Annotated in this window: 25 protein-coding genes; 22 read left to right on the top strand and 3 right to left on the bottom strand. The window is 63.2% G+C overall.

All coding sequences use genetic code 11. The features are described 5' to 3' along the window. Positions 1–2: 2 nt before the first annotated feature. Positions 3–410, bottom strand: a complete 408-nt coding sequence (locus tag IPF49_00875; GenBank protein ID MBK6286196.1) for an MAPEG family protein — start codon at positions 408–410, stop codon at positions 3–5. Between the two features lie 88 nt (positions 411–498). On the opposite strand from IPF49_00875, the gene IPF49_00880 reads away from it, so the two are divergent. Further along, on the top strand, positions 499–1,020 hold the full coding sequence (locus IPF49_00880; GenBank protein ID MBK6286197.1) for a GNAT family N-acetyltransferase: 522 nt from the start codon (positions 499–501) through the stop codon (positions 1,018–1,020). Positions 1,021–1,045: 25 nt separating this feature from the next. Here the strand turns inward: IPF49_00880 and IPF49_00885 are convergent, their stop codons facing one another. Beyond that, a complete protein-coding gene (locus tag IPF49_00885; protein ID MBK6286198.1) occupies positions 1,046–2,500 on the bottom strand; it encodes an acetyl-CoA carboxylase carboxyltransferase subunit in 1,455 nt (484 codons plus the stop codon). Between the two features lie 78 nt (positions 2,501–2,578). Continuing rightward, entirely contained in the window at positions 2,579–4,291 is a 1,713-nt protein-coding gene (locus IPF49_00890) for an acyl--CoA ligase (GenBank protein MBK6286199.1), read from the bottom strand. 156 nt (positions 4,292–4,447) lie between these two features. Here IPF49_00890 and IPF49_00895 point away from each other — a divergent pair, with 156 nt between their 5' ends. The 21 genes from IPF49_00895 to IPF49_00995 all read left to right on the top strand — a co-directional run bounded on the left by IPF49_00895 (position 4,448) and on the right by IPF49_00995 (position 25,452). Beyond that, the gene (locus IPF49_00895; protein ID MBK6286200.1) at positions 4,448–4,903 is read left to right on the top strand and encodes a nuclear transport factor 2 family protein; all 456 of its coding nucleotides are present in this window, start codon (positions 4,448–4,450) and stop codon (positions 4,901–4,903) included. Positions 4,904–4,913: 10 nt separating this feature from the next. Beyond that, positions 4,914–5,789 (top strand): LLM class flavin-dependent oxidoreductase, encoded by an 876-nt coding sequence (locus IPF49_00900; protein MBK6286201.1) that lies wholly within the window; start codon positions 4,914–4,916, stop codon positions 5,787–5,789. Next, positions 5,786–6,040, top strand: coding sequence for an SDR family oxidoreductase (locus IPF49_00905; GenBank protein MBK6286202.1), 255 nt, complete (start codon positions 5,786–5,788; stop codon positions 6,038–6,040). Before IPF49_00900 ends, IPF49_00905 begins: the two co-directional genes overlap by 4 nt. Continuing rightward, on the top strand, positions 6,040–6,429 hold the full coding sequence (locus IPF49_00910; protein ID MBK6286203.1) for a DUF1232 domain-containing protein: 390 nt from the start codon (positions 6,040–6,042) through the stop codon (positions 6,427–6,429). Before IPF49_00905 ends, IPF49_00910 begins: the two co-directional genes overlap by 1 nt. Before the next feature lies 1 nt (position 6,430). After that, the gene (locus tag IPF49_00915; GenBank protein ID MBK6286204.1) at positions 6,431–7,972 is read left to right on the top strand and encodes an AMP-binding protein; all 1,542 of its coding nucleotides are present in this window, start codon (positions 6,431–6,433) and stop codon (positions 7,970–7,972) included. A gap of 38 nt (positions 7,973–8,010) precedes the next feature. Next, a complete protein-coding gene (locus IPF49_00920) occupies positions 8,011–9,003 on the top strand; it encodes a TIGR03617 family F420-dependent LLM class oxidoreductase (GenBank protein MBK6286205.1) in 993 nt (330 codons plus the stop codon). Next, positions 9,000–9,896, top strand: a complete 897-nt coding sequence (locus tag IPF49_00925; GenBank protein ID MBK6286206.1) for an alpha/beta hydrolase — start codon at positions 9,000–9,002, stop codon at positions 9,894–9,896. Before IPF49_00920 ends, IPF49_00925 begins: the two co-directional genes overlap by 4 nt. Positions 9,897–10,018: 122 nt before the next feature. Then, on the top strand, positions 10,019–11,278 hold the full coding sequence (locus tag IPF49_00930; protein MBK6286207.1) for a valine--pyruvate transaminase: 1,260 nt from the start codon (positions 10,019–10,021) through the stop codon (positions 11,276–11,278). Continuing rightward, positions 11,275–12,468, top strand: a complete 1,194-nt coding sequence (locus IPF49_00935; GenBank protein MBK6286208.1) for a glycine C-acetyltransferase — start codon at positions 11,275–11,277, stop codon at positions 12,466–12,468. The genes IPF49_00930 and IPF49_00935 overlap by 4 nt, the downstream gene beginning before the upstream one ends. A 56-nt stretch (positions 12,469–12,524) precedes the next feature. Continuing rightward, a complete protein-coding gene (locus IPF49_00940; GenBank protein ID MBK6286209.1) occupies positions 12,525–13,394 on the top strand; it encodes a TIGR03619 family F420-dependent LLM class oxidoreductase in 870 nt (289 codons plus the stop codon). A 76-nt stretch (positions 13,395–13,470) separates the two neighbouring features. Further along, a complete protein-coding gene (gene tdh, locus IPF49_00945; protein ID MBK6286210.1) occupies positions 13,471–14,502 on the top strand; it encodes an L-threonine 3-dehydrogenase in 1,032 nt (343 codons plus the stop codon). Next, positions 14,502–14,957, top strand: coding sequence for a PaaI family thioesterase (locus IPF49_00950; protein MBK6286211.1), 456 nt, complete (start codon positions 14,502–14,504; stop codon positions 14,955–14,957). The genes tdh and IPF49_00950 overlap by 1 nt, the downstream gene beginning before the upstream one ends. After that, complete coding sequence (gene xth / locus IPF49_00955) at positions 14,954–15,727, top strand: exodeoxyribonuclease III (protein MBK6286212.1); 774 nt, start codon at positions 14,954–14,956, stop codon at positions 15,725–15,727. The genes IPF49_00950 and xth overlap by 4 nt, the downstream gene beginning before the upstream one ends. 107 nt (positions 15,728–15,834) lie before the next feature. Continuing rightward, entirely contained in the window at positions 15,835–16,185 is a 351-nt protein-coding gene (gene yajC, locus IPF49_00960) for a preprotein translocase subunit YajC (protein MBK6286213.1), read from the top strand. Between the two features lie 25 nt (positions 16,186–16,210). Continuing rightward, entirely contained in the window at positions 16,211–16,579 is a 369-nt protein-coding gene (locus IPF49_00965) for an EthD domain-containing protein (protein ID MBK6286214.1), read from the top strand. Positions 16,580–16,609: 30 nt separating this feature from the next. Then, entirely contained in the window at positions 16,610–17,656 is a 1,047-nt protein-coding gene (locus IPF49_00970) for a D-cysteine desulfhydrase family protein (GenBank protein ID MBK6286215.1), read from the top strand. Positions 17,657–17,713: 57 nt separating this feature from the next. Then, entirely contained in the window at positions 17,714–18,613 is a 900-nt protein-coding gene (locus IPF49_00975; protein MBK6286216.1) for a 5'-nucleotidase, read from the top strand. Between the two features lie 102 nt (positions 18,614–18,715). Next, positions 18,716–19,921, top strand: a complete 1,206-nt coding sequence (locus tag IPF49_00980; GenBank protein ID MBK6286217.1) for a hypothetical protein — start codon at positions 18,716–18,718, stop codon at positions 19,919–19,921. Positions 19,922–20,334: 413 nt separating this feature from the next. Continuing rightward, positions 20,335–22,641, top strand: a complete 2,307-nt coding sequence (locus IPF49_00985; protein ID MBK6286218.1) for a TonB-dependent receptor — start codon at positions 20,335–20,337, stop codon at positions 22,639–22,641. Positions 22,642–22,825: 184 nt separating this feature from the next. Next, a complete protein-coding gene (locus IPF49_00990) occupies positions 22,826–23,260 on the top strand; it encodes a hypothetical protein (protein MBK6286219.1) in 435 nt (144 codons plus the stop codon). Positions 23,261–23,751: 491 nt separating this feature from the next. Beyond that, positions 23,752–25,452 (top strand): FAD-dependent oxidoreductase, encoded by a 1,701-nt coding sequence (locus tag IPF49_00995; GenBank protein ID MBK6286220.1) that lies wholly within the window; start codon positions 23,752–23,754, stop codon positions 25,450–25,452. Positions 25,453–25,515 lie beyond the last annotated feature (63 nt).

Below are 25,515 nucleotides of genomic sequence, written 5' to 3' on the forward strand. Positions count from 1 at the left end.
GCTCAGGCTTGCGCGAACTGCCACAGCCAGCAGACCAGCAGGCCCACCTGCACCGCGAACAGCGAGAAGCGCACCATCACCGCGGCCAGGCTGACCGACGCCATGTGCACCAGGCTCTGGCCGATCCGCGCATAGAGCAGCCAGCAGGCGGTGGGGTCGGTGATCGCGCTCTGGCCGGCGACCATGGCGAACAGCAATACCCCGATGTACAGCGGGATGTTCTCGTAGCAGTTGGCATGGACCCGCACCAGCCGTTGCCCGAAACCGGGGACGTCGCTGCCATCGGGGGCGAAACTGTTGGCAGGCTTTTTCGCGCTGGCGCTGGTGTAGACGCGAAACATCGCCAGCATCAGCAGGACCGCGACAAACCAGCCTGCCAGGCCGATAATCGCGCATGAGGTACTTGTCATTGTTTATTCTCCTGTCGGTCGGATGGCGCAAGCGGCTCCAGCTTAGCACCTTGCCGGCTGCCTGCAGTAGCGCACGGCGGGGTGTGCGATGAGACGCCGTACACCGTTTGCCGCCAGGCGCGCCTTGAACGCGGGGGAGGCGGCGGTGATCCGCTGGGAATGGTTAGCCTTCGCACAACTAGATTGTCGGCGACTCCATGCGGTGCTGGCGGCGCGCGCCGCGGTATTCGTGGTCGAGCAGAACTGTGTCTACCAGGATATCGACGGGCTTGATGAGCAAGCCTGGCACCTGATGGGCTGGCATCGCGACGCTACGCTCGCGGCCTATTTGCGGGTGTTGCCGCCGGGCGCCAAGTTTCCCGAGCATTGCATTGGCCGGGTGCTGGTCAGCGCGGCGTTTCGCGGGCATTCGCTGGGGCGCGAACTGATGCTGCGCGGCCTCGCCCACATCGAGGAAAGCTTCGGGCCGATGCCACTGCGCCTTTGCGCGCAAAGTTACCTGGAGGCCTTTTACGCATCGCTCGGCTTTGTGTCGTGTTCGGACCGGTATCTCGAGGACGGTATCGAGCACGTGGACATGCTGCGCGCTCCCGGTCTTCGATCGCGATGATCGCGGATGCGAAGCGGCGACGCGCTCAGGGCCAGACCCCGCCGCGCAGGACTGGTTCGGCGGGTTCGCAGCGGCGCCCCCGGGCGAGCTGCAGTCCGCGCAGCAGGGCGTTGCGCAGCTCGCGCGGATCGATGATCTCGTCGTAGGCCAGCGTGTCGCCTGCGCTCCAGGCGCCGGCCGCCTGCGCCTCGGCCATGCGCGATTCCGCCGTGCTGTCCAGACCGGCGGCACGGGCACCACCGGCGGCAGGAAGTCCGCCAAGCGAAATGCCCGGGAATGCGAGCGTCAGGGTCTGTCCGTCGAAGGGATTCATCGCCATGATCGAGCTGCCGAAGCCGTAGGCCTTGCGCAGCGTGACATGCAGTTTCGGAACCCGCAGTCGGGCCTGCGCCATGTACATGCGCGCTGCCGCGCGCAGCGTGCCGGCACGCTCGGCCTTGGTACCGGACAGTACGCCGGGGTTATCGGCCAGGAAGACCACCGGCAGATGGAATGCATCTGCGATCTGCAGGAAACGCGCGGCCTTGTCGGCGGCGTCACGGTCCACGGAGCCGGCCAGCAGCATGGGCTGATTGGCAACCACCGCGACCGACTCGCCGCCGAGGCGTCCGAGCACGGTCAGCAATGAGCGGCCAAACAACGGTTGTATCTCGAGGCTCTCGTCCCGGTCGAACAACAGCTCGAGGACCTTGCGCATATCGTAGGGTTTCTGGGCATCGCGCGGCACGATATCGAGTAGGGAATCGAGTGCACGCGGACCCGCGTCCGCATTCGGTCGCGCCGGTGCATATTCCCAGGCATTCGCGGGTAGCAACGAGAGGTATTTCCGCACCAGTGCGAAGGCTTCCCGTTCATCGGCCACCACGTTGTGCGCGACACCGCTGGTTGCGGCATGCATGCGCGCTCCGCCAAGTTCTTCCTTCGTGACATTTTCGCCGGTGGCGGCCGCGACCAGGGCCGGACCGGCGGCGAACAGGGTGGCTTTTTCGAGCATGATCACCAGATCACTGAGCAATGCAGTCACCGCGCCGTGCCCGGCCGATGATCCGCTCACCACGGCGATGCTCGGCACCAGCCCGGACAGCAGCGCCAGTTCCTGCATATCGTTCGGTGCGTAGGGATAGCGCGACAAGGCGTTGCTGGCGCGTTCGCCGGCGCCATCGAGCAGCATCACCAGCGGCGCGCGTTCCTGGCGCGCGAGGCGCGCGAAACGCAGGCGTTTGGCCGCGGTGGCAAAGCCGATCGAGCCGCCCTGGACCGTGAAATCCTCGGCACCAACCACTACCGTGCGCCCATCGATACGGGCGATCCCGCCAACCAGCGCATCGGCCGGTGCCGCCGCCTGCGCGCCATGCCCGAGCCCGCCGGCCAGCGTGCCCAGTTCCATGAAGCTGTCCGCATCGCACAGCGCGGCAATCTGCTCGCGTGCGTTCAGGCGCGCACTGTCACGCAACCTGGCGAGCCGTGTCTCGCCCCCCATCGCACGCCCGCGCCCGATGCGAGCGTCGAATTCGGTCAGCAATTCCGCCCAGTCATCCGGGACGCCCGGGCGGTCCATTCAGGCAAGGCCCCTTTCGCTCAGGAACGCCGCACGCACATCTCGCTTGAGAACCTTGTGGGTTGCATTGCGCGGCAACGGCGTATCGGTAAACACGATATGACGCGGCACCTTGAACGCGGCAAGGCGCTCCGCCAGGAATGCCCGTACCGCGTCGGCATCCATGCTGCCCGCCTCGCGCAGCCGGACCAGCAGCGCGACTTCCTCGCCCCATTGTTCGTCGGGCACGCCGAATGCGACGGCCTCGAGCACCTCGGGTCGATCCATCAGGGTCGATTCGATCTCCAGCGGATAGATGTTCTCGCCGCCGCGGATCACCATGTCCTTGGCGCGGTCCGAAAGGAACAGGTAGCCGTCCGCATCGAGATAGCCGATATCGCCGCTGCGGAACCAGCCGTCCTGGAGGTCCTTGGCGTTGGCGTCCGGTCGATTCCAGTATTCCTTTATCAGGGTGGGACTGCGAACCCAGATCTCGCCGGGAGCGCCGGCGGGGACCGGATTGCCGGCCTCGTCACAAAAGCGCAGATCGATGAGCGGCTGAACAAAACCCGCGCTGCCCGGACGCTGGCGGAAGGCATTGCCGACGAAGGAACTGCCGAGCGCGTTGGTTTCGGTCATGCCCCAGCCGGTTCCGGGAAAGGCATTGCGGACCCGCTCGAGCATGAGCTTGCCGATTTTTGCCGGCGTCGCTGCGCCGCCCGTGCCGATACTGCTGAGACTGCTGGTGTCGTAGCGCTCGAACAGCGGCGATTCGAGCATTTCCATCGCCATCGAGGGCGCCGCGGTCAGCACCGTGACGCGCTCGGCCTGGATCAGTTCGAGGGCTTTTTGCACATCCCACTTGTAGAGCATCACGATGCGCCGGCCGGCACGCAGCGCGAGCAGGAAGATCGAGTAGCAGCCGCTCACGTGAAACAGCGGTACCGCGAGCATCACGCAGGGCTCGAATCCCGCCTGCATCATCGCGCCGATGGTTTCCGGGTTGGCCATGGCTCCGGCCATGCTGCCGCACTCGAAACATGCCACGGCCTGGCACACCGCGCGGTGAGTGGAGACCGCACCTTTGGGATTGCCAGTGGTGCCCGAGGTGTAGAGCATCATCGCAAGATCATCCGGCGCGATCTCGACCGCGGGCAGCGCGGCGTTTTCCGCTCCCGCGATGAATTGCTCGATGCTGCATGCGTGCTCGGGCAGCGGCTCGCTGCCGGGGCGCGCCACAACCGCCGCGACACCGAGTGCGCCAAGCCGCGGGGCAATGTATTCGAGACGCTGGCGGTCGCAGAACACCATGCGGGCGCCGGCGTCGCTCAGCGCGTATTCGAGTTCCTGCGCTCGCCCCCAGCTGTTCAGCGGCACCACCACGGCGTTGATGCTGGCTATCGCGATGTAGGCGGCCATCCACTCGGGGTAATTGCGCATCGCAATCGCGATGCGATCGCCCTTGCGCACGCCATGGCGGTGGTGCAACTGGTGCGCGATGGCATCCGCCAGCCCCATCAGCCGCGCGAAGCTCCAGCGCTCGCCCTCGAAGATCACGAATTCCTTGTCGCCGTGATGGTAGGCGGGTGCGAACAGCTCGCGCAGATTGCGCGGTGCGTTGCGAAACACCCGGTAGTGCTGGCCGTCGATGTCCTGCTCCTCGAGCTCGAACGGCGCGCCTGCCCCGGTGAGTTGCTGATAGGCGTCGTCGAAGCGCTGCTTGATGGGGTCCACGGGTGTCTCCGGTGCTGGTCGGGAGGCTGCATTATAGGAACTGGCGCCGACACTACAATCCGCCGGTATGACGCTTTGGTAAAGAAACGGCTCCCCCTGACTATAGCCCTGAGGGCGATCGCATGCCATCATCCGCAGCAAGGGAGGAACCAGCCTATGACCATGACGCTACAGGAAATTTCGGACCGGATGGAGATCAACAACCTGTTGATCGACTATTGCACCGCGGTGGATGCGCGCGACTTTGCCGCCTTCGACGCCATTTTCACCGAGGATGCATTCATCGACTACACCGCGCTCGGCGGGCCGAGCGGTACCCGAGCCGAGATCAAGGCGTATCTCAACCGCGTGATGCCGCATTTTCCGGCCAGCCAGCACATGATTGCCAACAGCCGCGTGTGGATCGAAGGCGACACGGCGCGTGCCCGCACGATGTGTCACAACCCGATGGTCGTCCCGCTGCCCGATGACAGCACCCAGGTCGCGTTCTACGGCCTGTGGTATGCCGACCGCCTGGTGCGCACGAGCGAGGGCTGGCGGATCCGTGAACGGGTCGAGGAGCGCAGTTACGATTTCAACGTGCCTGCCAAGTTCAAGTCCTTCAGCAGCTAGCCCCATCGCCATGCAATTCACGTTGTCGCTGGGGCTTTGTCCCCATTCCTGGTATGTGCCGATGGCGCAGGCGGCGGAGCGGGCCGGTTGGGATTCGATCGCGGTCCCCGACGAACTGTTCTACTACGAGAAGACGTCGACAGCTTATCCTTACAGCGCCGACGGCAAGCGCTTCTGGGGAGCCGAGACCGAATTCCTGGAACCTTTCGTGGTGATTGCCACGATGGCGGCGGTGACCAGTCGTATCCGTTTCTATCCCTCGGTGCTCAAGCTCGCGGTGCGCGAACCGTTACTCGTCGCCAAGGAGCTCAGCAGTTGCGCGGTATTGGCGGGCGAGCGCGTCGGGCTCGGCGTGGGGCTGAGTCCCTGGCCGGAGGATTTCGAGGTGCTGCGTCAGGACTGGACCCAGCGCGGTCCGCGCTCGGCCGAGCAGATCGAGATCATCCGCGGCTTGCTCGCTGGTGGGATGTACGAATTTCAGGGGCGCTTCTACCAGCTGCCACGGATGCAGATCGCACCGGTGCCGAAGCGCCCGGTACCGATCTATATCGGGGGCCTCGCGGAGCCGGTGCTGCGGCGCGCGGCGCGCATCGCCGATGGCTATATCGGTTGGGAAAATCCCCGTTGTTCGCTCGCCGAGGTGACGGGCATGATCCGCCGGCTGCAGGGCTATCGCGAGGACTACGGACGCACGGGCAGCGAATTCGAGATCAAGTTCATGCCGCGTAGCGCTCACGGCGACAGCGCCCGGCGACTTCGCGATGCCGGTGTCACCGATCTGATCTGTATTCCGTGGGCGGATATCGCGGGAACGCAGACCAGTCTCGATGCGCGCATCGATGCCCTGGCGCGCTACGCCGACGAGGTGATCAAGGAGTTTCGATGAGTGCCCCGGTGAGCAGGAGTGAGGGTATGCGCCGATTTGACGCCAAGGTGGTGATGGTCACCGTCGCGGGTTCCGGTATCGGGCGCGCTACCGCGCAGCGCCCTGCCCGCGAAGGCATCCGGCTGTGGCCCCTGACCGAGCAGGTCGAGCCTGAGGAAATTGCCGCCGCGATTGCTTACCTGGCCTGTGACGAGGCGCGTTTCGTGACCGGCGAGGCGCTCGCCATGGACGGTGGGCAGGCGGCAAGCTGATGCGCCGTGCGCCGGTATTGAAAGCAGCGCGCACCCGGCGGGCGGAGTTCCCGGAGGAGCGTTTGCGCGACAAGCTCGTGCGCCACGCGCTCGATGCGGGGCGCGAGGTCGTCGAAAAGGTGCTGTGGTTGTATTACGCCGCGCAACGACCCGATGTGCCACGCTGGGCCAAGCTCACGATCTACGCGGCGCTGGCCTATTTCGTACTGCCGACCGACGCGGTACCGGACCTGTTGCCCGCCATCGGCTATGCCGATGATCTGGGGGCGCTCTCGGCGGCGTTGCTGACGGTTGCGGCCTATGTCGACGAAGACGTGAAGCAGCAGGCGCGCTTGCGTCTGCAAACCTGGTTTGGGGGCCTCAGGCCCGAGAAACCCGCGAGGAACTGATATGCACCCCTCCGAACACGCCCGCACGAACCCCGACAAACCCGCCTACATCATGGCCGGAAGCGGCACCGTCGTGAGCTATGGCCAGCTCGAGGAGCGCAGCCAGCGCTGCGCCCAGTTGCTGCGCGGACTGGGCCTGGGCAGTGGTGACGTGATCGCGATCTGCATGGACAACAATCCGCGCTATTTCGAGCTGTGCTGGGCCGCGCAGCGCAGCGGCCTCTATTACACCTGCATCTCCAATCGACTGACCGTTCCGGAGATCGAGTACATCGTGCGCGATTCGGGTGCGCGGGTGCTGTTCCTGTCCGTCTCGCAACGGGGCATTGCCAATGAACTCGAGCGCGCGCTCGGCGCCGATCTCGAATTGTTCTCGGTCGATGGCAGCATCAATGGCTACCGCGATTACGAATCCACCCGCGAGCGTTTCCCGGCGCAGGCACTGGGCGATGAAACCTCGGGGGCCGACATGCTCTATTCATCGGGAACCACCGGGCGCCCGAAAGGTATCAAGATTGCGTTGAGCGGGCTGCCGATCACGACCCCCTCGGCACTGCTCCCGTTGCTCACCGCACTCTACGGATTCGATGCCGGCTCGATCTATCTTTCGCCGGCGCCGCTGTACCACGCGGCGCCGCTGCGTTTCTGCATGACCGTGCAACGCATGGGTGGAACCGTCATTGTGATGGAGAAATTCGATCCGCGATGGGCGCTGACGCTGATCGACCAATACCGGGTCAGCCATTCGCAATGGGTACCGACGATGTTCGTGCGGATGCTGAAGCTGGATCTCGCCGAGCGCACGGCCCATGATCTCTCCAGCCACCGGGTGGCAATCCACGCTGCCGCGCCGTGTCCGCGCCAGGTGAAGCGCCAGATGATCGACTGGTGGGGCCCGATCATCAACGAGTATTACGCGGGCAGCGAGGGCAACGGTTTTTGTGCCATCAACAGTACCGAGTGGCTGGCCAACGAGGGCTCGGTGGGGCGCCCGATATTCGGCGTACCGCATATCCTGGACGAGGAGGGGCGTGAGTTGCCTCCGGGGCAGGAAGGACTGATCTTTTTTTCCGACGGCGTGGAATTCGTCTATCACAATGATCCGCTCAGGACCGGCGAGAGTCGCAACGACAAGGGCTGGACCACGCTTGGCGATATCGGTTATCTGAGCGATACCGGGTTCCTGTACCTCACCGATCGCAAGGCAAACATGATCATTTCGGGCGGCGTGAACATCTATCCGCAGGAGACCGAGAACCTGCTGATCACCCATCCGAAGGTAATGGACGTGGCGGTGTTCGGCGTCCCCGACGAGGATTTCGGAGAGGCGGTCAAGGCGGTGGTGCAGCCGCTCGACATGAACGCTGCGGGACCTGCGCTGGAGCAGGAACTGATCGCGTTCTGCCGTGATCACCTGGCCCATATCAAGTGTCCGAAGAGCGTGGATTTCGAGGCCGAATTGCCGCGCCAGGCGACTGGCAAGCTGTACAAACGCCTGTTGCGGGAACGCTACTGGATAGGAAAGGAGTCACGTATCGTATGAGTCAGTTCGCAAGAGCAGGCATCGCGGTCGATGCCGCCATGCTGGTCGAGAATCCCGCCGCGGCGGGTCCGCTGGCGCGGCAACTGGAGGACGCCGGTTATGACGGCGCCTATACCTTCGAGGGACGCCATGATCCGTTCCTGCCGCTGGCTGTCGCTGCCGGCACCACGGAGCGCCTGATGCTGCAGACCGGCATTGCGGTCGCTTTTGCGCGCAACCCGATGTTGCTCGCGAACCTTGGCTACGATCTGCAGCTGCTGTCGCGCGGTCGCTTCATGCTGGGGCTCGGCTCGCAGATCCGCCCGCATATCGAGAAGCGTTTCAGTGCCACGTGGTCGCATCCGGCAGCGCGGATGCGTGAAATGGTGCTGGCCATCAGGGCAATCTGGGATTGCTGGGAACAAGGCACACCACTCGATTTTCGCGGCGAGTTCTACACCCACACCCTGATGACGCCGATATTCAATCCTGGCCCCAATCCGCACGGGCGTGCGCCGATCTACGTCGCGGGCGTCGGGCCGCAGATGACGGAAGTGGCGGGCGAAGTCGGCGACGGGTTCCTGGTACACCCCTTCAATACTCCACGCTTCGTTGCCAGCGAATTGTTGCCGGCGCTCGAGCGCGGCCGACACAAGAGCGCATGCAGTCGCGAATCGTTCAGCGTGTCGTGCCAGTACATCGTCGCGAGCGGACTGGATGCGCAGGAACTGGCCGCCAATCTGGCGCTGGCGCGCGGCCAGGTCGCGTTCTACGCCTCGACGCCGGCTTACCGGCCGGTGCTCGACAGCCACGGCTGGGGAGATCTGCAGCCGCGCCTGAACGCCTTGTCGAAAGAGGGCAAGTGGCAGGAAATGAGCAAGCTGCTCAGCGACGAATTGCTCGCGGAAATCGTGGTGAGCGGCATGCCGGAGGAGGTTGGAGAGCGCATCCGCGAGCGCAGCGCCGGCTGGTGTGACCGGGTCAGCCCGGTAGTCTATTCTGGCGGTACGGAATTGCGCGAACGTCTGGTGCGCGCGATCAAGGAACGATGACTCCCGGCCCGGGAAACGCGGCCTCGGGCGCTCCACCGTTGTGTCATCCGCTCGCGATCAACGGGCTGAACCTGGTGGTCTACGAGTGGCCGGGCGAGGGCGATCCGATCCTGCTGGTACACGCGACCGGCTTTCATGCGCGCTGCTGGCGGGCGGTGATCGAGCGCCTGCCCGGGCGGCACGTGTTCGCGGTTGATATGCCGAGCCATGGTGCCAGCGACAACAAGCCACCGCCATATAGCTGGAGCCATTTCGGTGACGACCTGGCCGCCGTGACCGAGGCCCTGGACCTGCGACGGGTGGTCGGCGTGGGTCATTCGATGGGAGGATATGCGCTGGTGCTGGCGGTGGCACGCCTGCCGCAACGATTCCGCGCCCTGATGCTGGTCGATCCGGTGATCACCGGACCCGAACTCGCCCGTGGGCTGCACCTGACGGCGATGGAGCATCCGGTGGCGCGGCGGCGCAGGCACTGGGATTCCCCGGAGCAGATGTTCCAGTGGTTCAGCGCCAAGGCGCCCTATGCGCGCTGGGATCCGGTGGTGTTGCGTGACTACTGCAATTTCGGGCTGGTTCCGGCGGGTGACGGACAGGGCTTCGAACTCGCCTGTCCGCCGGATCTCGAAGCCGAGATCTATGTGAGCATGCGGATGGGGGATATCTACGCGGCGATAGCCACGATCGGGGTGCCGGTCGAAATCATCCGCGCCCGCGCCCGCCGGGCCGACGAAAGCCGGTTCAGTTTTTCGGCCTCGCCGACCTGGGAGCACGTCTCGGGTTTGTTTCGCAATGCGCGCGACGAACAACTCCCCGATCACTCGCATTTCATTCCGATGGAGATTCCCGGCTGGATGGCCCGGCGCATCGCCGCCTTCGCCGATCGCGACGACTGAGCGCCTGCTGCCGAGTGCGGTAATCTGTGGCATTGGCATGGACGCCCGCGGCTGGCTTCGTTCAGACTGCTGCGCGGCGCCCCTCAGTGCCGGTACCCAAGGTGTATTACGGGGAAGTGTGCATGGAATGGTCCGCGTTCGGACAACGCTTTTGCGGCAAGTCGGGCATCGTGGAGCTGATGCAGGACCTCGGCGAGGCGTTGCAGTCGCGCCCCGACATGGTGTTCATGGGTGGCGGCAACCCGGGTCGCGTGCCGGGAGTCGAGGCCATCTACCGGTCGCGACTGCAGGCCATCCTCGGGGACGAGCGCCGGGCGCACGAGGTGCTCGGCATCTACCAGATGCCGCAGGGCGATGTGGCGTTCCGGGAGGCACTCGCCAACACCCTGCGCGCCGAGTACGGATGGGATCTCGGGCCGCGCAACATCGCGGTATCAAACGGCAGCCAGTCGGCATTTTTTGTGTTGTTCAACCTGTTTGCGGGGCGCTTCGCCGACGGACGCCACAAGCATATCCAGCTGCCGCTGGTTCCCGAGTACATTGGTTACCGGGAGATCGGCCTGAGTGAGGGCCTGTTTCATGCGCAACGCCCGGCAATCGAGCTGCTGCCCGACAAATTGTTCAAGTACCGGGTGGATTTCGTACGCCTGAGTCTCGATGCAAGCGCGGGCGCGATCTGCGTATCGCGTCCCACCAACCCGACCGGCAACGTGCTGAGTGACGAGGAAGTCCGCCAGCTCGACGCGCTGGCACGCCGCCAGGGCATCCCGCTGATCATCGACGGTGCCTATGGCGCGCCGTTTCCGCAGATGATCTTCAGTGAGGCCACACCGCACTGGAACGACAATACCGTGGTGGTGCTCAGCCTTTCGAAGCTCGGTTTACCGGGCCTGCGCACCGGGATCATCGTGGCACGCGAGGAAATCATCGAGGCCTTCACCCGCGCCAACACCATACTCAGCCTGGCCTGTGGCAGCACCGGTCCGGCGCTGGCAACGGATCTGTTGCGCGACGGCGAGATGCTGCGCCTGAGCCGCGAGCTGATTCGTCCTTTCTACCGCGACAAGGCAGCGCGAACGCTGGATGGATTCCGCGCGGCACTCGGTGATCTGCCCTGTCGCATCCACAAGCCCGAGGGCGCGATGTTCCTCTGGTTGTGGTTCGAGGCTTTGCCGGGTGGCAGCCAGGCGCTGTACGAGCGCCTGAAGCAGCGTGGCGTACTGGTCGTCCCAGGACAGGATTTCTTTCCCGGGCTGGAGGGCGAATGGACCCACCGCGACGAGTGCCTGCGCGTCAGCTATGCGCAGGACGATGCCGTGGTGGCACGCGGCATCGCGATCATCGCCGACGAGGCACGTCGCACCTATGGTGCCGATCGATGAGCCGCGAGTTTCTCGCGCACCTGGCAGGGGAACTCGCCGCCATCGAGCGTGACGGGCTGCGCAAGCAGGAGCGGCTGCTGTCCACCGCGCAGGACGCAACGATCCGCGTGGGTTCGGGTCCCGAACTGCTGAATTTCTGCGCCAACAATTATCTTGGCCTGGCCAACCATCCCGCGCTGCTCGATGCGGCGCGCGAAGGACTCGAACGCTTCGGCTTCGGCATGGCCTCGGTGCGCTTCATCTGCGGTACCCAGACCCGACATCGTGAACTCGAGGAGCGGCTGAGCGCGTTTCTCGGTACCGAGGACACGATCCTGTACTCCTCCTGTTTCGATGCCAATGGCGGTTTGTTCGAGGCCCTGCTCGGCGAGCAGGATGCGGTGATCTCGGATGCGTTGAACCATGCCAGCATCATCGACGGGATCCGCCTGTGCAAGGCAAGACGCTACCGCTACGCGAGCAACGATCTCGACGAGCTCGAGCGGCAGTTGCGCCAGGCCGATGCCGATGGCGCGCGCTTCAAGCTGATCGCCACCGATGGCGTATTCTCGATGGATGGCATCATCGCGCGCCTCGATGCGATCTGTGCGCTGGCGGACCGGTACCGGGCGCAGGTGATGGTCGATGACTCGCATGCGGTGGGCGTGATCGGCGCGCGGGGTCGCGGCACGCATGAACATTGCGGGGTGATCGAGCGCGTCGACATCATCACCGGCACCCTGGGCAAGGCCCTGGGTGGTGCCTCCGGAGGGTATACTTCGGGTCGTCGGGAGATCATCGAGCTGCTGCGCCAGCGCAGCCGGCCCTACCTGTTCTCGAACTCGCTGGCGCCGCCGATCGTGAATGCCTCGATCCGGGTGCTCGATATGCTGGAGCAGGGTGGCGAATTGCGTGAGCGGCTGCGGGCCAACAGCACGCTGTTCCGCGGTTCGATGGCGGCGGCGGGCTTCCGGCTTGGCGGTGCCGGTCACCCGATCGTCCCGGTCATGATCGGCGATGCGCGGCTGGCGGCGACAATGGCGGAGCAACTGCTCGGCAAAGGCATCTACGTGGTGGGGTTTTCGTTTCCGGTGGTACCCGAAGGCGCGGCACGGATCCGCGCCCAGTTATCGGCGGCACATACCCCGGGGCAAATTGAACGTGCGGTGGCTGCATTTGCCGGTGTCGGCAAGTCTTTGGGCGTGATCTAGCCGGGAATTCCGGGCGCTCTTCGCAGCAACAACCATCTGGACAGGAGCAGGGAACCATGCAATTCGGCGTCAGCCTGGCGTTCACCGAAGCCAGCGATTACGTGCCGCTGGCGATAGCCGCCGAAGCCAACGGCTTTGCGGCGGTTACCTTGCCCGACCACCTGGTCTACCCGCGGACCTTGTCTGTTCCGTACCCGTATACCGAGGACGGGGTGCCACGTTTCGACGAGGACGATCCGTTCCCGGACCCATGGCTCACTGCGATGGCAATGGCGGGCGCCACCCGTTCGCTGTGGTTTTATACCAGCGTTTACGTGCTGCCGGCACGCAATCCCTTTCACGTTGCCAAGATGCTTTCGAGCGCCGCGCAGCTCAGCAACAATCGCATGGCGCTTGGTGTCGGGATGGGCTGGATGCCGGAGGAATTCGCCGCGGGCGGGCAGGCGTTTGCGCAGCGCGGGCGCCGCGCCGACGAGATGATCGAGGTGATGCGCAAGCTGTGGAGCGGCGAGTGGGTGGAACATCATGGCGAGTTCTACGATTTTGCGCCGCTGAAGATGCGCCCTCCCGCGCCCGGACACATCCCGATCTATGTCGGCGGCTTTTCGGCGCCGGCAATGCGCCGCGCGGCGCGCCATGACGGCTGGATTGCCGACCTGCATTCACTGGCCGAGCTCGAGCAGCTGATCGCCCGGGTGCGCAACTTCCGGGCCGAGGCCGGGCTCGCGGCAAAGCCGTTCGAGATACTCTCCTTCGGCTGCAGCGATGCCTGGGGCGCGGACGGGTTCCGTGCGATGCGCGATATGGGTGTCACCGTGACATCGACCATGCCCGGTGTGTTCTACGGTGCCGGCATCAAGGCATCGCTGCACCAGAAGATCGATGCAATGAAGCGCTTCGCAGACGATGTGATCGGCAATATCTGATGTCGCCCGGGCAACGCAAACCGGTTTTTTCCGGCACGACAGGCGGCATCGGCCGACCCGACGAGGGAGGCAGCAGGTGAAAGCACTCGCCAAGCTCAAACCGGAACCCGGCATCTGGCTGACCGATGTGCCGGAACCCGGGATAGGCCACAACGATGTCAAGATCCGCATTCGCAAGACTGCGATCTGTGGTACCGACACGCATATTTTCCACTGGGACAAATGGTCGCGGGACACCATCCGCGTGCCGCTGGTGATCGGCCACGAGTATGCGGGCGAAATCGTCGAGATCGGCCAGGAGGTCAGCGGCTTTCGCATCGGCGACCGGGTCACCGGCGAGGGGCATATCACCTGCGGCTACTGTCGCAACTGCCGCGCCGGACGGCGCCACCTGTGCCGCAACACGGTCGGGGTAGGGGTCAACCGGCCCGGGTGTTTTGCCGAGTACCTGGTGATACCGGCGTTCAACGCGTTTCATCTTGGCGAGGGCATCAGTGATGATCTCGCCGCGATATTCGATCCTTTCGGCAACGCGGTACATACCGCGCTGTCGTTCAACCTGGTGGCTGAAGACGTGCTGATCACCGGCGCCGGTCCGATCGGCATCATGGCGGTTGCGGTGGCGCGCCACTGCGGTGCGCGCCATATCGTCATTACCGATGTGAACGAGTACCGGCTCGAACTGGCGCGGCGCATGGGAGCCACGCTGGCGGTCAATGTCGGCGAGCGCGCGCTCGAGGGCGTGATGCAGGAACTGGGGATGACGGAGGGCTTCGATGTGGGCCTCGAGATGTCCGGTGCGCCGAGCGCGTTTGCGGCGCTGCTCGATGCCATGAATCATGGCGGACGGGTCGCGGTGCTGGGGATTCCACCGGCGGAAATGAGCCTCGACTGGAACAAGATCATCTTCAAGGGGCTGACGGTCAAGGGCGTCTACGGTCGCGAGATGTTCGAAACCTGGTATCGCATGGCGGGCCTGGTGCAATCCGGGCTGGATCTCGAGCCGGTCATCACCCACCGGTTGCCGCTGGCGGACTTCCAGCAGGGTTTCGAAATCATGAGTTCCGGGCAATCGGGGAAGATCATCCTCGACTGGGATGCCGCCTGATGGACTTCCGGGACAGCGGCGAACCGCGCCTGATGATCGATGTGCCGATAAAGAGTCCGTTCAACGATTATCTCGGCATGCAGTTCCTGCGCACCGCGGATAACGCACTGGAAGTGCGCCTGCCGATCCGTGCCGAGCTGCTGAACAGCGCGGGCATCGTGCATGGCGGGGTGTACGCCAGCCTCGGCGATGTGGCGCTGAGTGCCGCGATCCATGTGCGCGTGGTGCCGCAGCAGATGGCAATCACGGTGGAGATGAGCTGTCGCTACCTGCGCGGTGCGCGCGCGGGGGTGTTGTGCGCGCTGGGGCGTGTCGTGTACCTCGGCAAGCGTATCGTGGTGGCCGAGGCGGATATTCGGGTCGACGGAGAATTGCAATACACCACCAGCGGAACCTTCACCCTGATGCCGCGCGGCGCACCGGGCGTTGGCAACCAGGACCAGGGAGCCCCATGAGAGTCATTACCTTCAATGCCAACGGCATCCGCTCGGCCGCCAGCAAGGGCTTTTTTGTCTGGCTCGGGGCGCAGCAGGCCGACGTGGTGTGCGTGCAGGAAACGCGGGCGCGGATCGATCAGTTGAACGACGGGCATTTCTTTCCGGACGGCTATCACTGCTACTACTTCGATGCCGAGCGCCCCGGTTATGCCGGAACCGCGGTCTATACGCGCCGCGAGCCGCAGACGGTCGTTCGCGGCCTGGGTTGGGAGCCGATCGACAGCGAAGGGCGCTGGCTTCAAGTCGATTTCGCCGGTATCAGCGTGGTGTCGCTCTACATGCCCTCGGGCAGTTCGGGTGAAGAGCGCCAGGCGCGCAAGATCGAGTTGATGGACAAGTTGATGCCGCATCTGAAGGCCTTGCGTCGCAAACGCCGCGAGTTCATCTTGTGCGCGGACTGGAATATCTGCCATCGCGAGATCGACCTGAAGAACTGGCGCGGCAACCAGAAGAACTCGGGCTTTCTGCCCGAGGAGCGTGCCTGGCTCGACGAGTTGTTTGGAGCGGTGGGCTACGTCGATGCGTTCCGGGTGGTCAATCCGCATGCGGATCAGTACACCTGGTGGTCCAACCGGGGACGCGCGCGCGAGAACAACGTGGGATGGCGCCTCGACTATATGGCGGTGACTCCGGGCCTGCGGGAGCGGATCAGGGGGGAGTCGGTCTACCGCGAGCAACGTTTTTCCGATCATGCCCCGCTCAGCATGGATTTCGAGTGGGAGTTGTAGGCGGGGATCAAAGCCGCTAGAGTCGCCGCACGGCGCCCTCGAGGTCTGTTCCTGAAGATGAATTTACATTAGATATATCTGTTAACGTTTTGATTTAAGGAGTGTTCATGTTTTTTGTTTCACAGGCACATGCCCAGGCCGCCGGTTCACCACCCGGCAGTGACCCGCTGATTTCCTTTGCCTTCATGATCGGCATATTCGCGCTGTTCTACTTCATCGCGATCCGTCCCCAGCGCAAGCGTCAGAAGGAGCATCAGCAGATGGTCACGAGTCTCGCGGTCAAGGATGAAGTCGCGACCGCGAGTGGCATCCTGGGACGCATCACGTCTATCGAGCAGGATTTCGTGGTGCTCAAGGTGGCCGATAACGTCGAGCTCAAGCTGCAGAAATGGGCCGTGCAGAACGTGCTGCCAAAGGGCACGCTGAAGGGCGTTGGCGCGGCGGGCGAGAAAAAGTAGCGGTTTGTTGCGGGGAGCCAGGGGCATGATCAAGCTGGTCTATTGTGTGACGCGCCACGCAGCGCTTGGTCGCGAACTGTTCCTGCACACCTGGCTGCATGAGCACGGCCCGCTCGTGCGCTCGCTCGCCGAAGCCCTGGGTACCGTGCGCTATGTACAGAGCCATACGCTCGACTCCGAGATCAACTCCGTGCTCGCGACATCGCGCGGGATGCAAGCCGGGTATGACGGAATTACCGAACTCTGGTTCGAGAGCATCGAGAGTCTGCAGGCTGCGCTGATATCACCCCGGGGAGCGGCTGCCGCCGCGACGCTACTCGCCGACGAGAAGCGTTTTATCGATCTGGAGCGTTCGCGCACTTTCATCGCCGAGGAGCACGAAGTGTTCGGCTGAGCGGGCGGCTGGAAAGGTTCAATGCACGAAATGCCGACGGCAATACCACCACAGCCAGCTGTTTCGCTGCGCTATCCACCGCGTTTGTCGCTGGCACGGCTGCCCACTCCGCTGCAGCCTCTCGATCGTTTGCGCGCGCTGGGCGGCGGGCCGCGGATCTGGGTCAAGCGGGACGATCTCAGCGATTGCGCCGTCAGCGGCAACAAGGTGCGCAAACTCGAGTTCACGCTGGCGCAGGCGCTCGCAGAGGGCGCGGACACGCTGATCAGCTGCGGCGGACTGCAATCGAACCACTGTCGTGCCACGGCGCTGCTCGGAGCGCGGCTCGGGCTGCAGGTGCACCTGGTATTGCGCGGCGAAGCGCAGGGCACGCCCGATGGTAACCTGTTCCTCGACCACCTGGCCGGGGCACAGGTCCATTGTTATCCCGCGGCCCGCTACCTGAGCGAACGCGACAGCCTGTTGCGGGAACTTGCCGCACGCCTGCGCACCGCAGGGCGGCGGCCGTTCGTGATTCCCACCGGGGCCAGCGATGAAATCGGAGTCTGGGGCTATGTCGCGGCGAGCGCCGAGCTGGCGATGGATTTCGCGAGTGCCGGAATCGAGCCGCGTCATGTGGTGGTCGCAACCGGTTCCGGCGGAACCCAGGCGGGCCTGAGCGCAGGCCTGCATCTTTATGCGCAACGCTGTGAAGTCCTTGGTATTGCGGTCTGCGACGATGCGGCATGGTTCCACAACAAGGTGAATTGCGATCTCGCGGACTGGAAGCGCCGATATCGGGTGGCGATCGAACTCGACAGGCTGCGCATCCGTGTGCTCGATGACTATATCGGCGCGGGATACGCCCGGGCTGACGCCGCGGTGTTTGCCACCATCGCCCAGGCGGCCCGGCTGGAGGGATTGGTGCTCGACCCCGTCTATACCGGAAAGGCCTTTCACGGCATGCTCGAGGAGATTCGCGCCGGGCGTTTGTGCGAGGCCGAGGATATCGTGTTCGTGCATACCGGCGGCATATTCGGCCTGTTCGCCCAGCGCGCCGAGGCCATGCGCGAAATCGCGCCCGGGGCTGCTGGCTGAGCGCTGCGCTCCCCGGCGCACATGGTTACAATGCCCTCGACTCATACGGACCAGCGCATGCCAGCGGAACTCGGAAACAAGCTCGTCATCGCCATCTCCTCGCGCGCCCTGTTCGATCTCGACCAGAGTCACGAGGTATTCGAGCGCGACGGCCTCGAGGCTTACCAGCGCTACCAGATTGAACACGAGGACCAGGTGCTCGCTCCGGGCGATGCATTTCTGCTGGTGCAGAAACTGCTCGGCCTGAACGCACGTCTGAAGGGTGAGGCGCGGGTCGAGGTGATCCTGCTGTCACGCAACAGTGCCGATACCGGTTTGCGCGTGTTCAACAGCATCCAGCATTACGGGCTGGCGATCACGCGCGCGGCGTTCTGCGCCGGCCAGAGCCCTTATCGCTATGTCGGTGCTTTCGGCTGCCACCTGTTCCTGTCGACCGAGGCCGAGGACGTACGCCAGGCCCTCGAGCAGGGAGTGGCCGCGGCGACCTTTCTGCCCTCGCGCGCCAGCAGCGAATCGGTAGAGCAGCTGCGTTTCGCCTTCGACGGCGACGCAGTGCTGTTTTCCGATGAAGCCGAGCAGATCTACAAGAGCCAGGGGCTGGAAGCGTTCACCCGCAGTGAACAGCAGGCCGCGAAGCAGCCGCTCAGCGGGGGTCCGTTCAAGGCCTTCCTCTCGGCTTTGCAGCAGCTGCAGCACGAGTTCCCGCAGGATCAGTGCCCGATCCGTACCGCACTGGTCACGGCGCGTTCGGCTCCCGCGCACGAGCGCGTGGTGCGTACGCTTCGCGCCTGGGGGATCCGTATCGACGAGTCGCTGTTTCTCGGTGGTCTCAACAAGTCGGAATTCCTGCGCGCCTATGGCGCCGATGTGTTTTTCGACGACCAGCGCCTGCATTGTGATTCCGCCAGTGAACACGTGCCCACCGGACATGTGCCGCATGGCATCGCGAACCGCTGAATGCGCTGGCGGGCGAACACCTGATCGCCGTACGATGAGCTCCACCCGACACCCGAAGGAAGGAATCGAAACATGAAGCATGGTCCTGTTAGCGCCGCACTGATGCTGTTCAGCGTGTTGTCCGTTTTTTCGGTTCAGGCCGACGAACTCTCGAGCGCGACCGAGCACCTGGTCCGTCAGATCAGGGAAGCCGAACGCCAACTGCGGCAATTTCCCGCCTACGCGGAAGATGCGCCGGGCGCCTACGCCCACCTGATGCGCATGTTGCGACGATCGCTTGAAGAGCAGTTCCTGCAGGACCCCGACTACCCGTTCTTTCGGGTACTTGACGACTGGGTGCGCGAGGGCGGCGATAATCCCGATCAGCGATATCTGTTTGCCCGCCTCAAGGGCGGTGAGCGCTACCGCGTTTGGGGAAATGTCGGCAGCGCCCATGCGGTCGAGCTGCAGCTCTACGAGGGACAGCCTTGGGCTGGCAAAGGGCAAGCCGGTGACTACCTGCCGTCCCGGGAATTGGTGACTGATGCTGAAGGCAACTTCGAGGTGGTGTTGTCAGCGGAGCGAACCGGCAAGAACTGGCTGGCCATGAATTCGGCCACGGATACAGTGGTCGTCAGGCAGATCTACAAGGAATGGACGGATGCAGCACCGGGGCGTATCCACATCGACCGTCTGGAGAATACGAGCCAACCCAAGCCCGTGGCCAACTCCGAGGATGTCGCCCGGCGTATCAGGAACACGGGAGACGCGGTGAGGCTTTCAACGCTCGTCTGGCCCGGGTTTGTGCAGCAGCGCTATGTGGCCGAGCAGCCCCTGAACCAGGTGTCCAGCCTTATCGATACCGAGACCGTGGGCGGAGCCGAGGGGCGGTGGATGGCCCACGGTGTGCACAACCTGCAGGAAGACGAGGTGCTGCTGCTGAAAATGCCCCCGACCAGTGCGCGCTACCAGGCGATACAGCTGGCAGACATGTGGTTCGCCTCGCTCGAGTACGCCGACTGCATCACCAGTCTGAATGACGCCCAGAGTATCGTGGCAGCTGACGGTAATACCTACTACGTCATTTCCGCAACCGACCCGGGCTACCCGAACTGGCTGGATGCGGAAGGTGGAAAGCGGGGAGTGTTTCTTCTGCGCTATGACGGGGTCAACGGAGTCATCGATAAATCGCTGTGGCCCGAGGCTCGCCTGTTGAAAAGGGAAGCTCTGCGGACAGCCATTCCGGGATATCGTGAAGCGAGCGCCGAGGACCGCCAGTCAACACTGCGGGAGCGTCGGCGGCATGTTCAGGTTCGTTACGGCAAGTAGCTGAATGAAATAAACGGCGATTATTGGTTTGCTGATCTGGCGGTACGTGGCTCTTTCGCACCTGACGGGATAACAGGATGCTCTTGAAAGACAAGGTCGTGTTGGTTGCCGGTGCGGGCCCCGCGATACGACTCGAGCCGGATGCATCGAGCGTGCTGGTAGCCATGCCAGACGGGGGGAGATCTGCTGACGCCGAATCGCCTCTGCGCGCGAACGCATAGACCCCTGAATCTGGACCGTCATGCTCTGTTTACGGTCATTGCGGGTGACTTATCCTGCGTATTGGTGCTCGTCAAATTCGCGTATGTGGAAGCTGCAGGTATTGTGCAATGATCATTCATTGCACAGGGATGACCGGTCGAGACACCAAGCTTGATTGAGTGAAATACCGTAACCCTGGAGGAATAATCAAAATGAGCCAACTTGAATTGAACCGCAAGACTCTGAGTTTGATCGTTGCCGGTGCGGCCGCGCTGATGATGGCAGAGGGCGCTGTAGCCCAGAAAGCCGGCCTCGAGGAAATGGTGGTCACGGCGCAGAAGCGCGAACAGGATATCCAGGACGTGCCTATTTCCATGACGGCCATAGGCGGAGAGGCACTGCGGACCCGAGGCATCGACGGAATCGCAACCATCAACGGGATCGCTCCCAACGTCACCTTCCGCGAGTCCCCTTCCAGCAGCCTGATCTCCATCGTCAGCATCCGCGGCAGCACGGCCGGCCAACCGGCGATCTGGATGGACCCTCCGATAGGCATGTACCTCGATGGCGTATATTTGAGCAAGTCCCAGGGCAGCGTGTTCGGCATCGTCGATCTGGAGCGTATCGAGGTGCTGCGCGGCCCGCAGGGCACGCTGTTTGGCCGCAATACCGAGGGCGGCGCGATCAACTTCATCACCCGCAAGCCCTCGGGCGAACTGAGCGGCTCGGTGGGTCTGGAGTACGGCCGCTTCAACAACACCGTTGCGCGCGGGAACGTCGATCTGCCGCAGATGGGCATGCTGAGTACCAGCTTCAGTTACCGCAAGGTAGACCGTGACGAAATCATCGAAAACGATACTCCCGGTGTCGAAGACTTGGGCGAGTTGGACGAAGAGGCCTACCGCTTCGCCGCGAAGCTGGACATCACCGACAAACTTCAGGCCAATTACGCCTATGACCACTCCGAGGCGGACAACACGTCGCCGGCCATCACGGCCGCGTCCTTGGTCGGCTGGCAGGGTTCGTCGCCGTTCTACCAGGGTTTTGCGTCATTCATCGAGTCCGATTTCCCCAACTCCATCGCGACCAACCCGGACCGGCCGTTGTTCAACAAAAGTGACATCGATGGGCATGCGCTGACGCTCGCCTATGACGTCAATGAGCACAACCAGATCAAGTACATCGGTGCCTACCGCGAGGTGGACTTCGACGACGGCAATGACATCGACGGCGCGCCCATCAGCTTCACCACGGTGCCCTTTGGCCCGAACCTGTACTTCCAGCGCCACACGAACATCTCGACCACATCGCACGAGATCCAGTGGGTGGGCGACATTGACCGCCTGAATTATGTGCTCGGCTACTACTACTACGAGGACGAAGGTGATACGTGGGGACCGCAGGACTTTTTCGGCAGTACGGCGCGTGACGATTACGGTGCGGATACCAAGGCGAGTGCCTGGTTCATGCAGTTCGATTACGAGCTCACGGACAAGCTCACCGCGACCGTGGGTTTCCGTCAGACCGAGGAGGAGAAGAGCGGCTACACGCGCCGCTTCAACACAGACGGCTTCAATGGTCCGCGAACGGGTGCGTTCGTGATAAATGTCTCGGGTTACAAGGCGCAGTGGAATAGCGACACGCCGGTATTCGCACTGCGGTACGCGCTGACCGATGACCTGAGCCTTTATGCACGCGCGGCCAAGGGCTTCAAGAGTGGTGGCTTCAGCTCGGAACTGACCGATCCGGTAAGCTTGCTGATGCCCTTCGATCCCGAGGAGGCATGGACCTACGAGGCCGGCATCAAGGCTTCACTGTTCGACAACCGCGCCAAAGTTTCCGCAGCGGTGTTCCGCAACGAGATCACCGATTTTCAAACCACTCAGCTGATACCGGGAGGTACCGGTTCCTCCTCCTTTGTTACCAACGCGGGTGAGGCGACCTACCAGGGCATCGAACTGGAGGGCACGTTTCTGGTCAGCGATGGATGGACCGTGCAGTTCGGCTATGGTTACCTCGACGCCGAGTTTGGCGAATTCATGGACAACCCGATCGACTTCGACCCCGTGAGCGGTAATTACTTCACCAACTCCTCGGCCGCGCTGATCGACACCGGCAGCAACCGGGTCGCGCCCTACGCGCCCGAGCATACGCTGAACCTGAACCTCGACGGTCGGCTGGCTCAGACAGAGATCGGTGAACTGCGCCTGATAGTGGATTACACGTTCATCTCCTCCAACTACCTCTACGCGGCCAACAAGTCGCTGGACGCCCCCAATGCGGGCGGCCAGTACCTGGCCGACCTCGTTGAAATACCCGATGCGCCCATGCTCAACGCGCGATTGCTGCTGTCCGGCATTCCTATGGGTTGTTGCGCCGGGGAGGCGCAGGTCTCGATCTTCGGACGTAATCTCACCGATTTCGACGACCGCCAGCCTGCGATCGACTTCGGCGGTTTCATCGATGCCAGCTGGCCTACGCCGCGTACCTATGGCGTGGCTGTCGATTACAGTTGGTGAGCGCGCAAGGGGTTCGCTGGAGCCCCTTGCGTTCATTCCATCGCTTCACTTGCTCTCTCCGTCCCGGGGGCGGAGAGAGCTTCACTGCCCTCGCTCGCAGCGTGGTGAATCCATGTGTTTGACTGTCCATGTAAAGGAGATCTGGCGATACCTGGTAAAGAGCATGGGGGGCGAGTCCCCTGTAATGAAAAAACACACGTCGCGCTCGATGTCCGGCATATTGCTCACCGCATTGCTATCTCAATTTCATGCCCTGGCGGAGGAATCCGTTGCCGGGGCGGAGCGACTTGGCAGCGATGCAATCGTTCGCGCTTTTGCAGACGTGCGTGATGACGCGCAGGTGCAGGATACGGCAGGCACTTCTGCAGTGAACTACTGGTATGCCGATGGCCGATTCACCAATCGCTGGACCAATACTTCCGGCACGGGAGAGGTTGGGGGTCGCTGGCGTGTCGCGAACGACGAGCGCTGCACCACCATATTGTCTGGCTTGCCCTCACGGCAGGGCAAAGAAATCTGCGCCCCGATCTACCGTCGGGGTGAAACATACTTATCGCTGAATCCAGACGGCAGCATCCATGGCATCCATCGGCTGACCCCCCTGACACAGCAACAGTAAGCTGAAACCGGGTACATTTTCGACGCTCTCCCCGCTCCTTTCATGGTGTTTCGCGCGCGGCCACAACCGTCCACGCTTGTCGCGCCGATGGGCTTTTTCGACTCAAGCCGGCAGCCCGCCAGCGTGGCTACGTGTTCGCTGGAGTGCTGATCATGGGAGGGGGCCGGGTAGCCCTGTTATGGTCCGACCGGGATGCGGTAGGTCACGGAACTGCCGGGCAACTGTCATCCGCGCCATCAACGATGCGTTGCCCCCCTCGATGTCAAGGTGCGGGAGACACCGGCTTCACCCGGCCGGATATGGAATTTGATCAGAGAGACCGGGGCATGATTGTGCCGCTCCGCATCGTGGAGCAGCTAAAATTGATATTGACATCAACCTCAATCAGGGCGTCAATTGGCGCCCCCGGGCGCAGGCTCAGCGCGGCGCAACGGGGTTGAACAGTGGAGTGCGCATACATTGGCACGCACGGGACGCACGTTAAGGGAGGCATGATGGTTCGGGAAGAAACCTACGATGTGGTAGTGGTCGGCACCGGTGCAGGTGGGTTGTTTGCTGCACTGCGCGCCGCTTGCCTGGGGAAGTCGGTATTGGTGCTGGAGAAAGGAGCCCAATTTGGCGGCACGTCGGCCAAATCAGGAGCGAGCCTGTGGATTCCCAACAATGATCTCATGGCAGCAGTGGGTACCACCGATTCCCGCGAAGAGGCGTTCGAATACCTGCGTACCCTGATCGACGATCAGATCAGTGATCAGCAGATCCACACCTACATCGATAACGCGCCGCAAATGCTCCGTTTCCTGGCCGAGGCGTCCCCCGTGCAATTCATCGCGGTTGAGGGATACGCCGATTACTACCCGGATTTGCCGGGCTGGAAGTCGGGTGGGCGCGCACTGGATGCATTGCCGATAGATGGCCGCCCCATGGGAAAGTCGCTTTACGATATGGTGGAGACGCCGCGCCAGTCCAAGGCCATGGGCATGGTGGCGATGAGTATTGTCGAGGGGTCGGCGATTCTGGCGACCGTTCCGGGCTGGAAAAAAATTCTCGCCAGGATATTCCTGAAGTATTTCCTGGATATTCCGGGGCGACTGCGCGGCGCCAGGGACCGGCGACTCACCCAGGGCAATGCGCTGATAGGTGGCCTGTGGATGGCGCTGCGCGAGCGCGGCGTGCCCCTGTGGCTCAATGCGCCGGTGAAGGAACTGATTCGCGAGGGCGATCGCGTCACGGGATTGATGGTGGAGCGCGACGGGCAGCAAGCCGTGCGTGTCCTGGCCCGCTCCGGCGTGGTGATCGCCGCCGGTGGGTTCGAAGCCAATCAGGCCATGCGCGAACAGTACCTGCCGCAACCCACCAGCGCACAGTGGAGCGCTGGCAATCCGCACAACACTGGCGACCTGATTCGCCAGGCGATGGATCTGGGCGCCGCAGTGAAACTGATGGATGAAGCCTGGTGGGCGCCGGTATTCAAGGTGGATGGCTTCGAACAGAATTTTGTGCTGTTTTCGGAAAAATCCAAACCGGGATTGATACTGGTCGACCAGGCTGGCAAGCGGTTCATGAACGAGGCCATCACCTACAACAGTTACGGGGAGGAGTTCTACGGCGCTCGCAGCCAGGGCCATGACTGCATTCCCGCCTTCGCCATCTTCGACAGTCGCTACCGCAAGAATTACATGTTCGGTCCCCTGCTGCAGCGCTCGTATACGCCGGACTGGGTGCATCGCCGGTTGTTCCAGCGCGGACTGATGGTGAAGGCCGACACGCTGCGGGAACTGGCGCTGAAGCTCGATATCGATCCGGCGGGGCTGGAGGCCTCGGCCGCACGCATGAAGGGTTATGCACAGCAGGGTAGTGACGAGGAGTTTCACCGTGGCGACAACGATCACGATCGCTATTACGGCGATCCATCGGTAACCCCCAATCCCTGCCTGGCCGCGATCGATGAGCCGCCCTTTTATGGCGCGAGAATTTATCCCGGGGATATCGGCACCAAGGGTGGCTTGGTGACCAATACCAATGCGCAGGTGCTGGACCAGGCGGGTAATGTCATCCGGGGACTCTATGCCATCGGTAACAGTTCCGCCTCGATCATGGGCACCAAGTATCCCGGCGCCGGCTGTACGCTGGGTCCGGCCATGACGTTTGCTTATCTCGCCGTCAACCATATCGCTGCGAGCGAGGACTGATTGCCGGTTGCGGTGCGCCAGACAACGCTGCGCGGGCAGTTGATTGCAAGCCGGTTTTCATGA

Source organism: Gammaproteobacteria bacterium (assembly GCA_016705365.1).
Lineage (GTDB): Bacteria > Pseudomonadota > Gammaproteobacteria > Pseudomonadales > UBA5518 > UBA5518.

Coding starts and splice junctions, on each gene's coding strand:
- IPF49_00875 (MBK6286196.1), bottom strand. CDS start 410: ATGACAAGTACCTCATGCGCGATTATCGGCCTGGCAGGCTGGTTTGTC.
- IPF49_00880 (MBK6286197.1), top strand. CDS start 499: ATGAGACGCCGTACACCGTTTGCCGCCAGGCGCGCCTTGAACGCGGGG.
- IPF49_00885 (MBK6286198.1), bottom strand. CDS start 2,500: ATGGGGGGCGAGACACGGCTCGCCAGGTTGCGTGACAGTGCGCGCCTG.
- IPF49_00895 (MBK6286200.1), top strand. CDS start 4,448: ATGACCATGACGCTACAGGAAATTTCGGACCGGATGGAGATCAACAAC.
- IPF49_00900 (MBK6286201.1), top strand. CDS start 4,914: ATGCAATTCACGTTGTCGCTGGGGCTTTGTCCCCATTCCTGGTATGTG.
- IPF49_00905 (MBK6286202.1), top strand. CDS start 5,786: ATGAGTGCCCCGGTGAGCAGGAGTGAGGGTATGCGCCGATTTGACGCC.
- IPF49_00910 (MBK6286203.1), top strand. CDS start 6,040: ATGCGCCGTGCGCCGGTATTGAAAGCAGCGCGCACCCGGCGGGCGGAG.
- IPF49_00915 (MBK6286204.1), top strand. CDS start 6,431: ATGCACCCCTCCGAACACGCCCGCACGAACCCCGACAAACCCGCCTAC.
- IPF49_00920 (MBK6286205.1), top strand. CDS start 8,011: ATGCTGGTCGAGAATCCCGCCGCGGCGGGTCCGCTGGCGCGGCAACTG.
- IPF49_00925 (MBK6286206.1), top strand. CDS start 9,000: ATGACTCCCGGCCCGGGAAACGCGGCCTCGGGCGCTCCACCGTTGTGT.
- IPF49_00930 (MBK6286207.1), top strand. CDS start 10,019: ATGGAATGGTCCGCGTTCGGACAACGCTTTTGCGGCAAGTCGGGCATC.
- IPF49_00935 (MBK6286208.1), top strand. CDS start 11,275: ATGAGCCGCGAGTTTCTCGCGCACCTGGCAGGGGAACTCGCCGCCATC.
- IPF49_00940 (MBK6286209.1), top strand. CDS start 12,525: ATGCAATTCGGCGTCAGCCTGGCGTTCACCGAAGCCAGCGATTACGTG.
- IPF49_00950 (MBK6286211.1), top strand. CDS start 14,502: ATGGACTTCCGGGACAGCGGCGAACCGCGCCTGATGATCGATGTGCCG.
- xth (MBK6286212.1), top strand. CDS start 14,954: ATGAGAGTCATTACCTTCAATGCCAACGGCATCCGCTCGGCCGCCAGC.
- yajC (MBK6286213.1), top strand. CDS start 15,835: ATGTTTTTTGTTTCACAGGCACATGCCCAGGCCGCCGGTTCACCACCC.
- IPF49_00965 (MBK6286214.1), top strand. CDS start 16,211: ATGATCAAGCTGGTCTATTGTGTGACGCGCCACGCAGCGCTTGGTCGC.
- IPF49_00970 (MBK6286215.1), top strand. CDS start 16,610: ATGCCGACGGCAATACCACCACAGCCAGCTGTTTCGCTGCGCTATCCA.
- IPF49_00975 (MBK6286216.1), top strand. CDS start 17,714: ATGCCAGCGGAACTCGGAAACAAGCTCGTCATCGCCATCTCCTCGCGC.
- IPF49_00980 (MBK6286217.1), top strand. CDS start 18,716: ATGCTGTTCAGCGTGTTGTCCGTTTTTTCGGTTCAGGCCGACGAACTC.
- IPF49_00985 (MBK6286218.1), top strand. CDS start 20,335: ATGAGCCAACTTGAATTGAACCGCAAGACTCTGAGTTTGATCGTTGCC.
- IPF49_00990 (MBK6286219.1), top strand. CDS start 22,826: ATGAAAAAACACACGTCGCGCTCGATGTCCGGCATATTGCTCACCGCA.
- IPF49_00995 (MBK6286220.1), top strand. CDS start 23,752: ATGATGGTTCGGGAAGAAACCTACGATGTGGTAGTGGTCGGCACCGGT.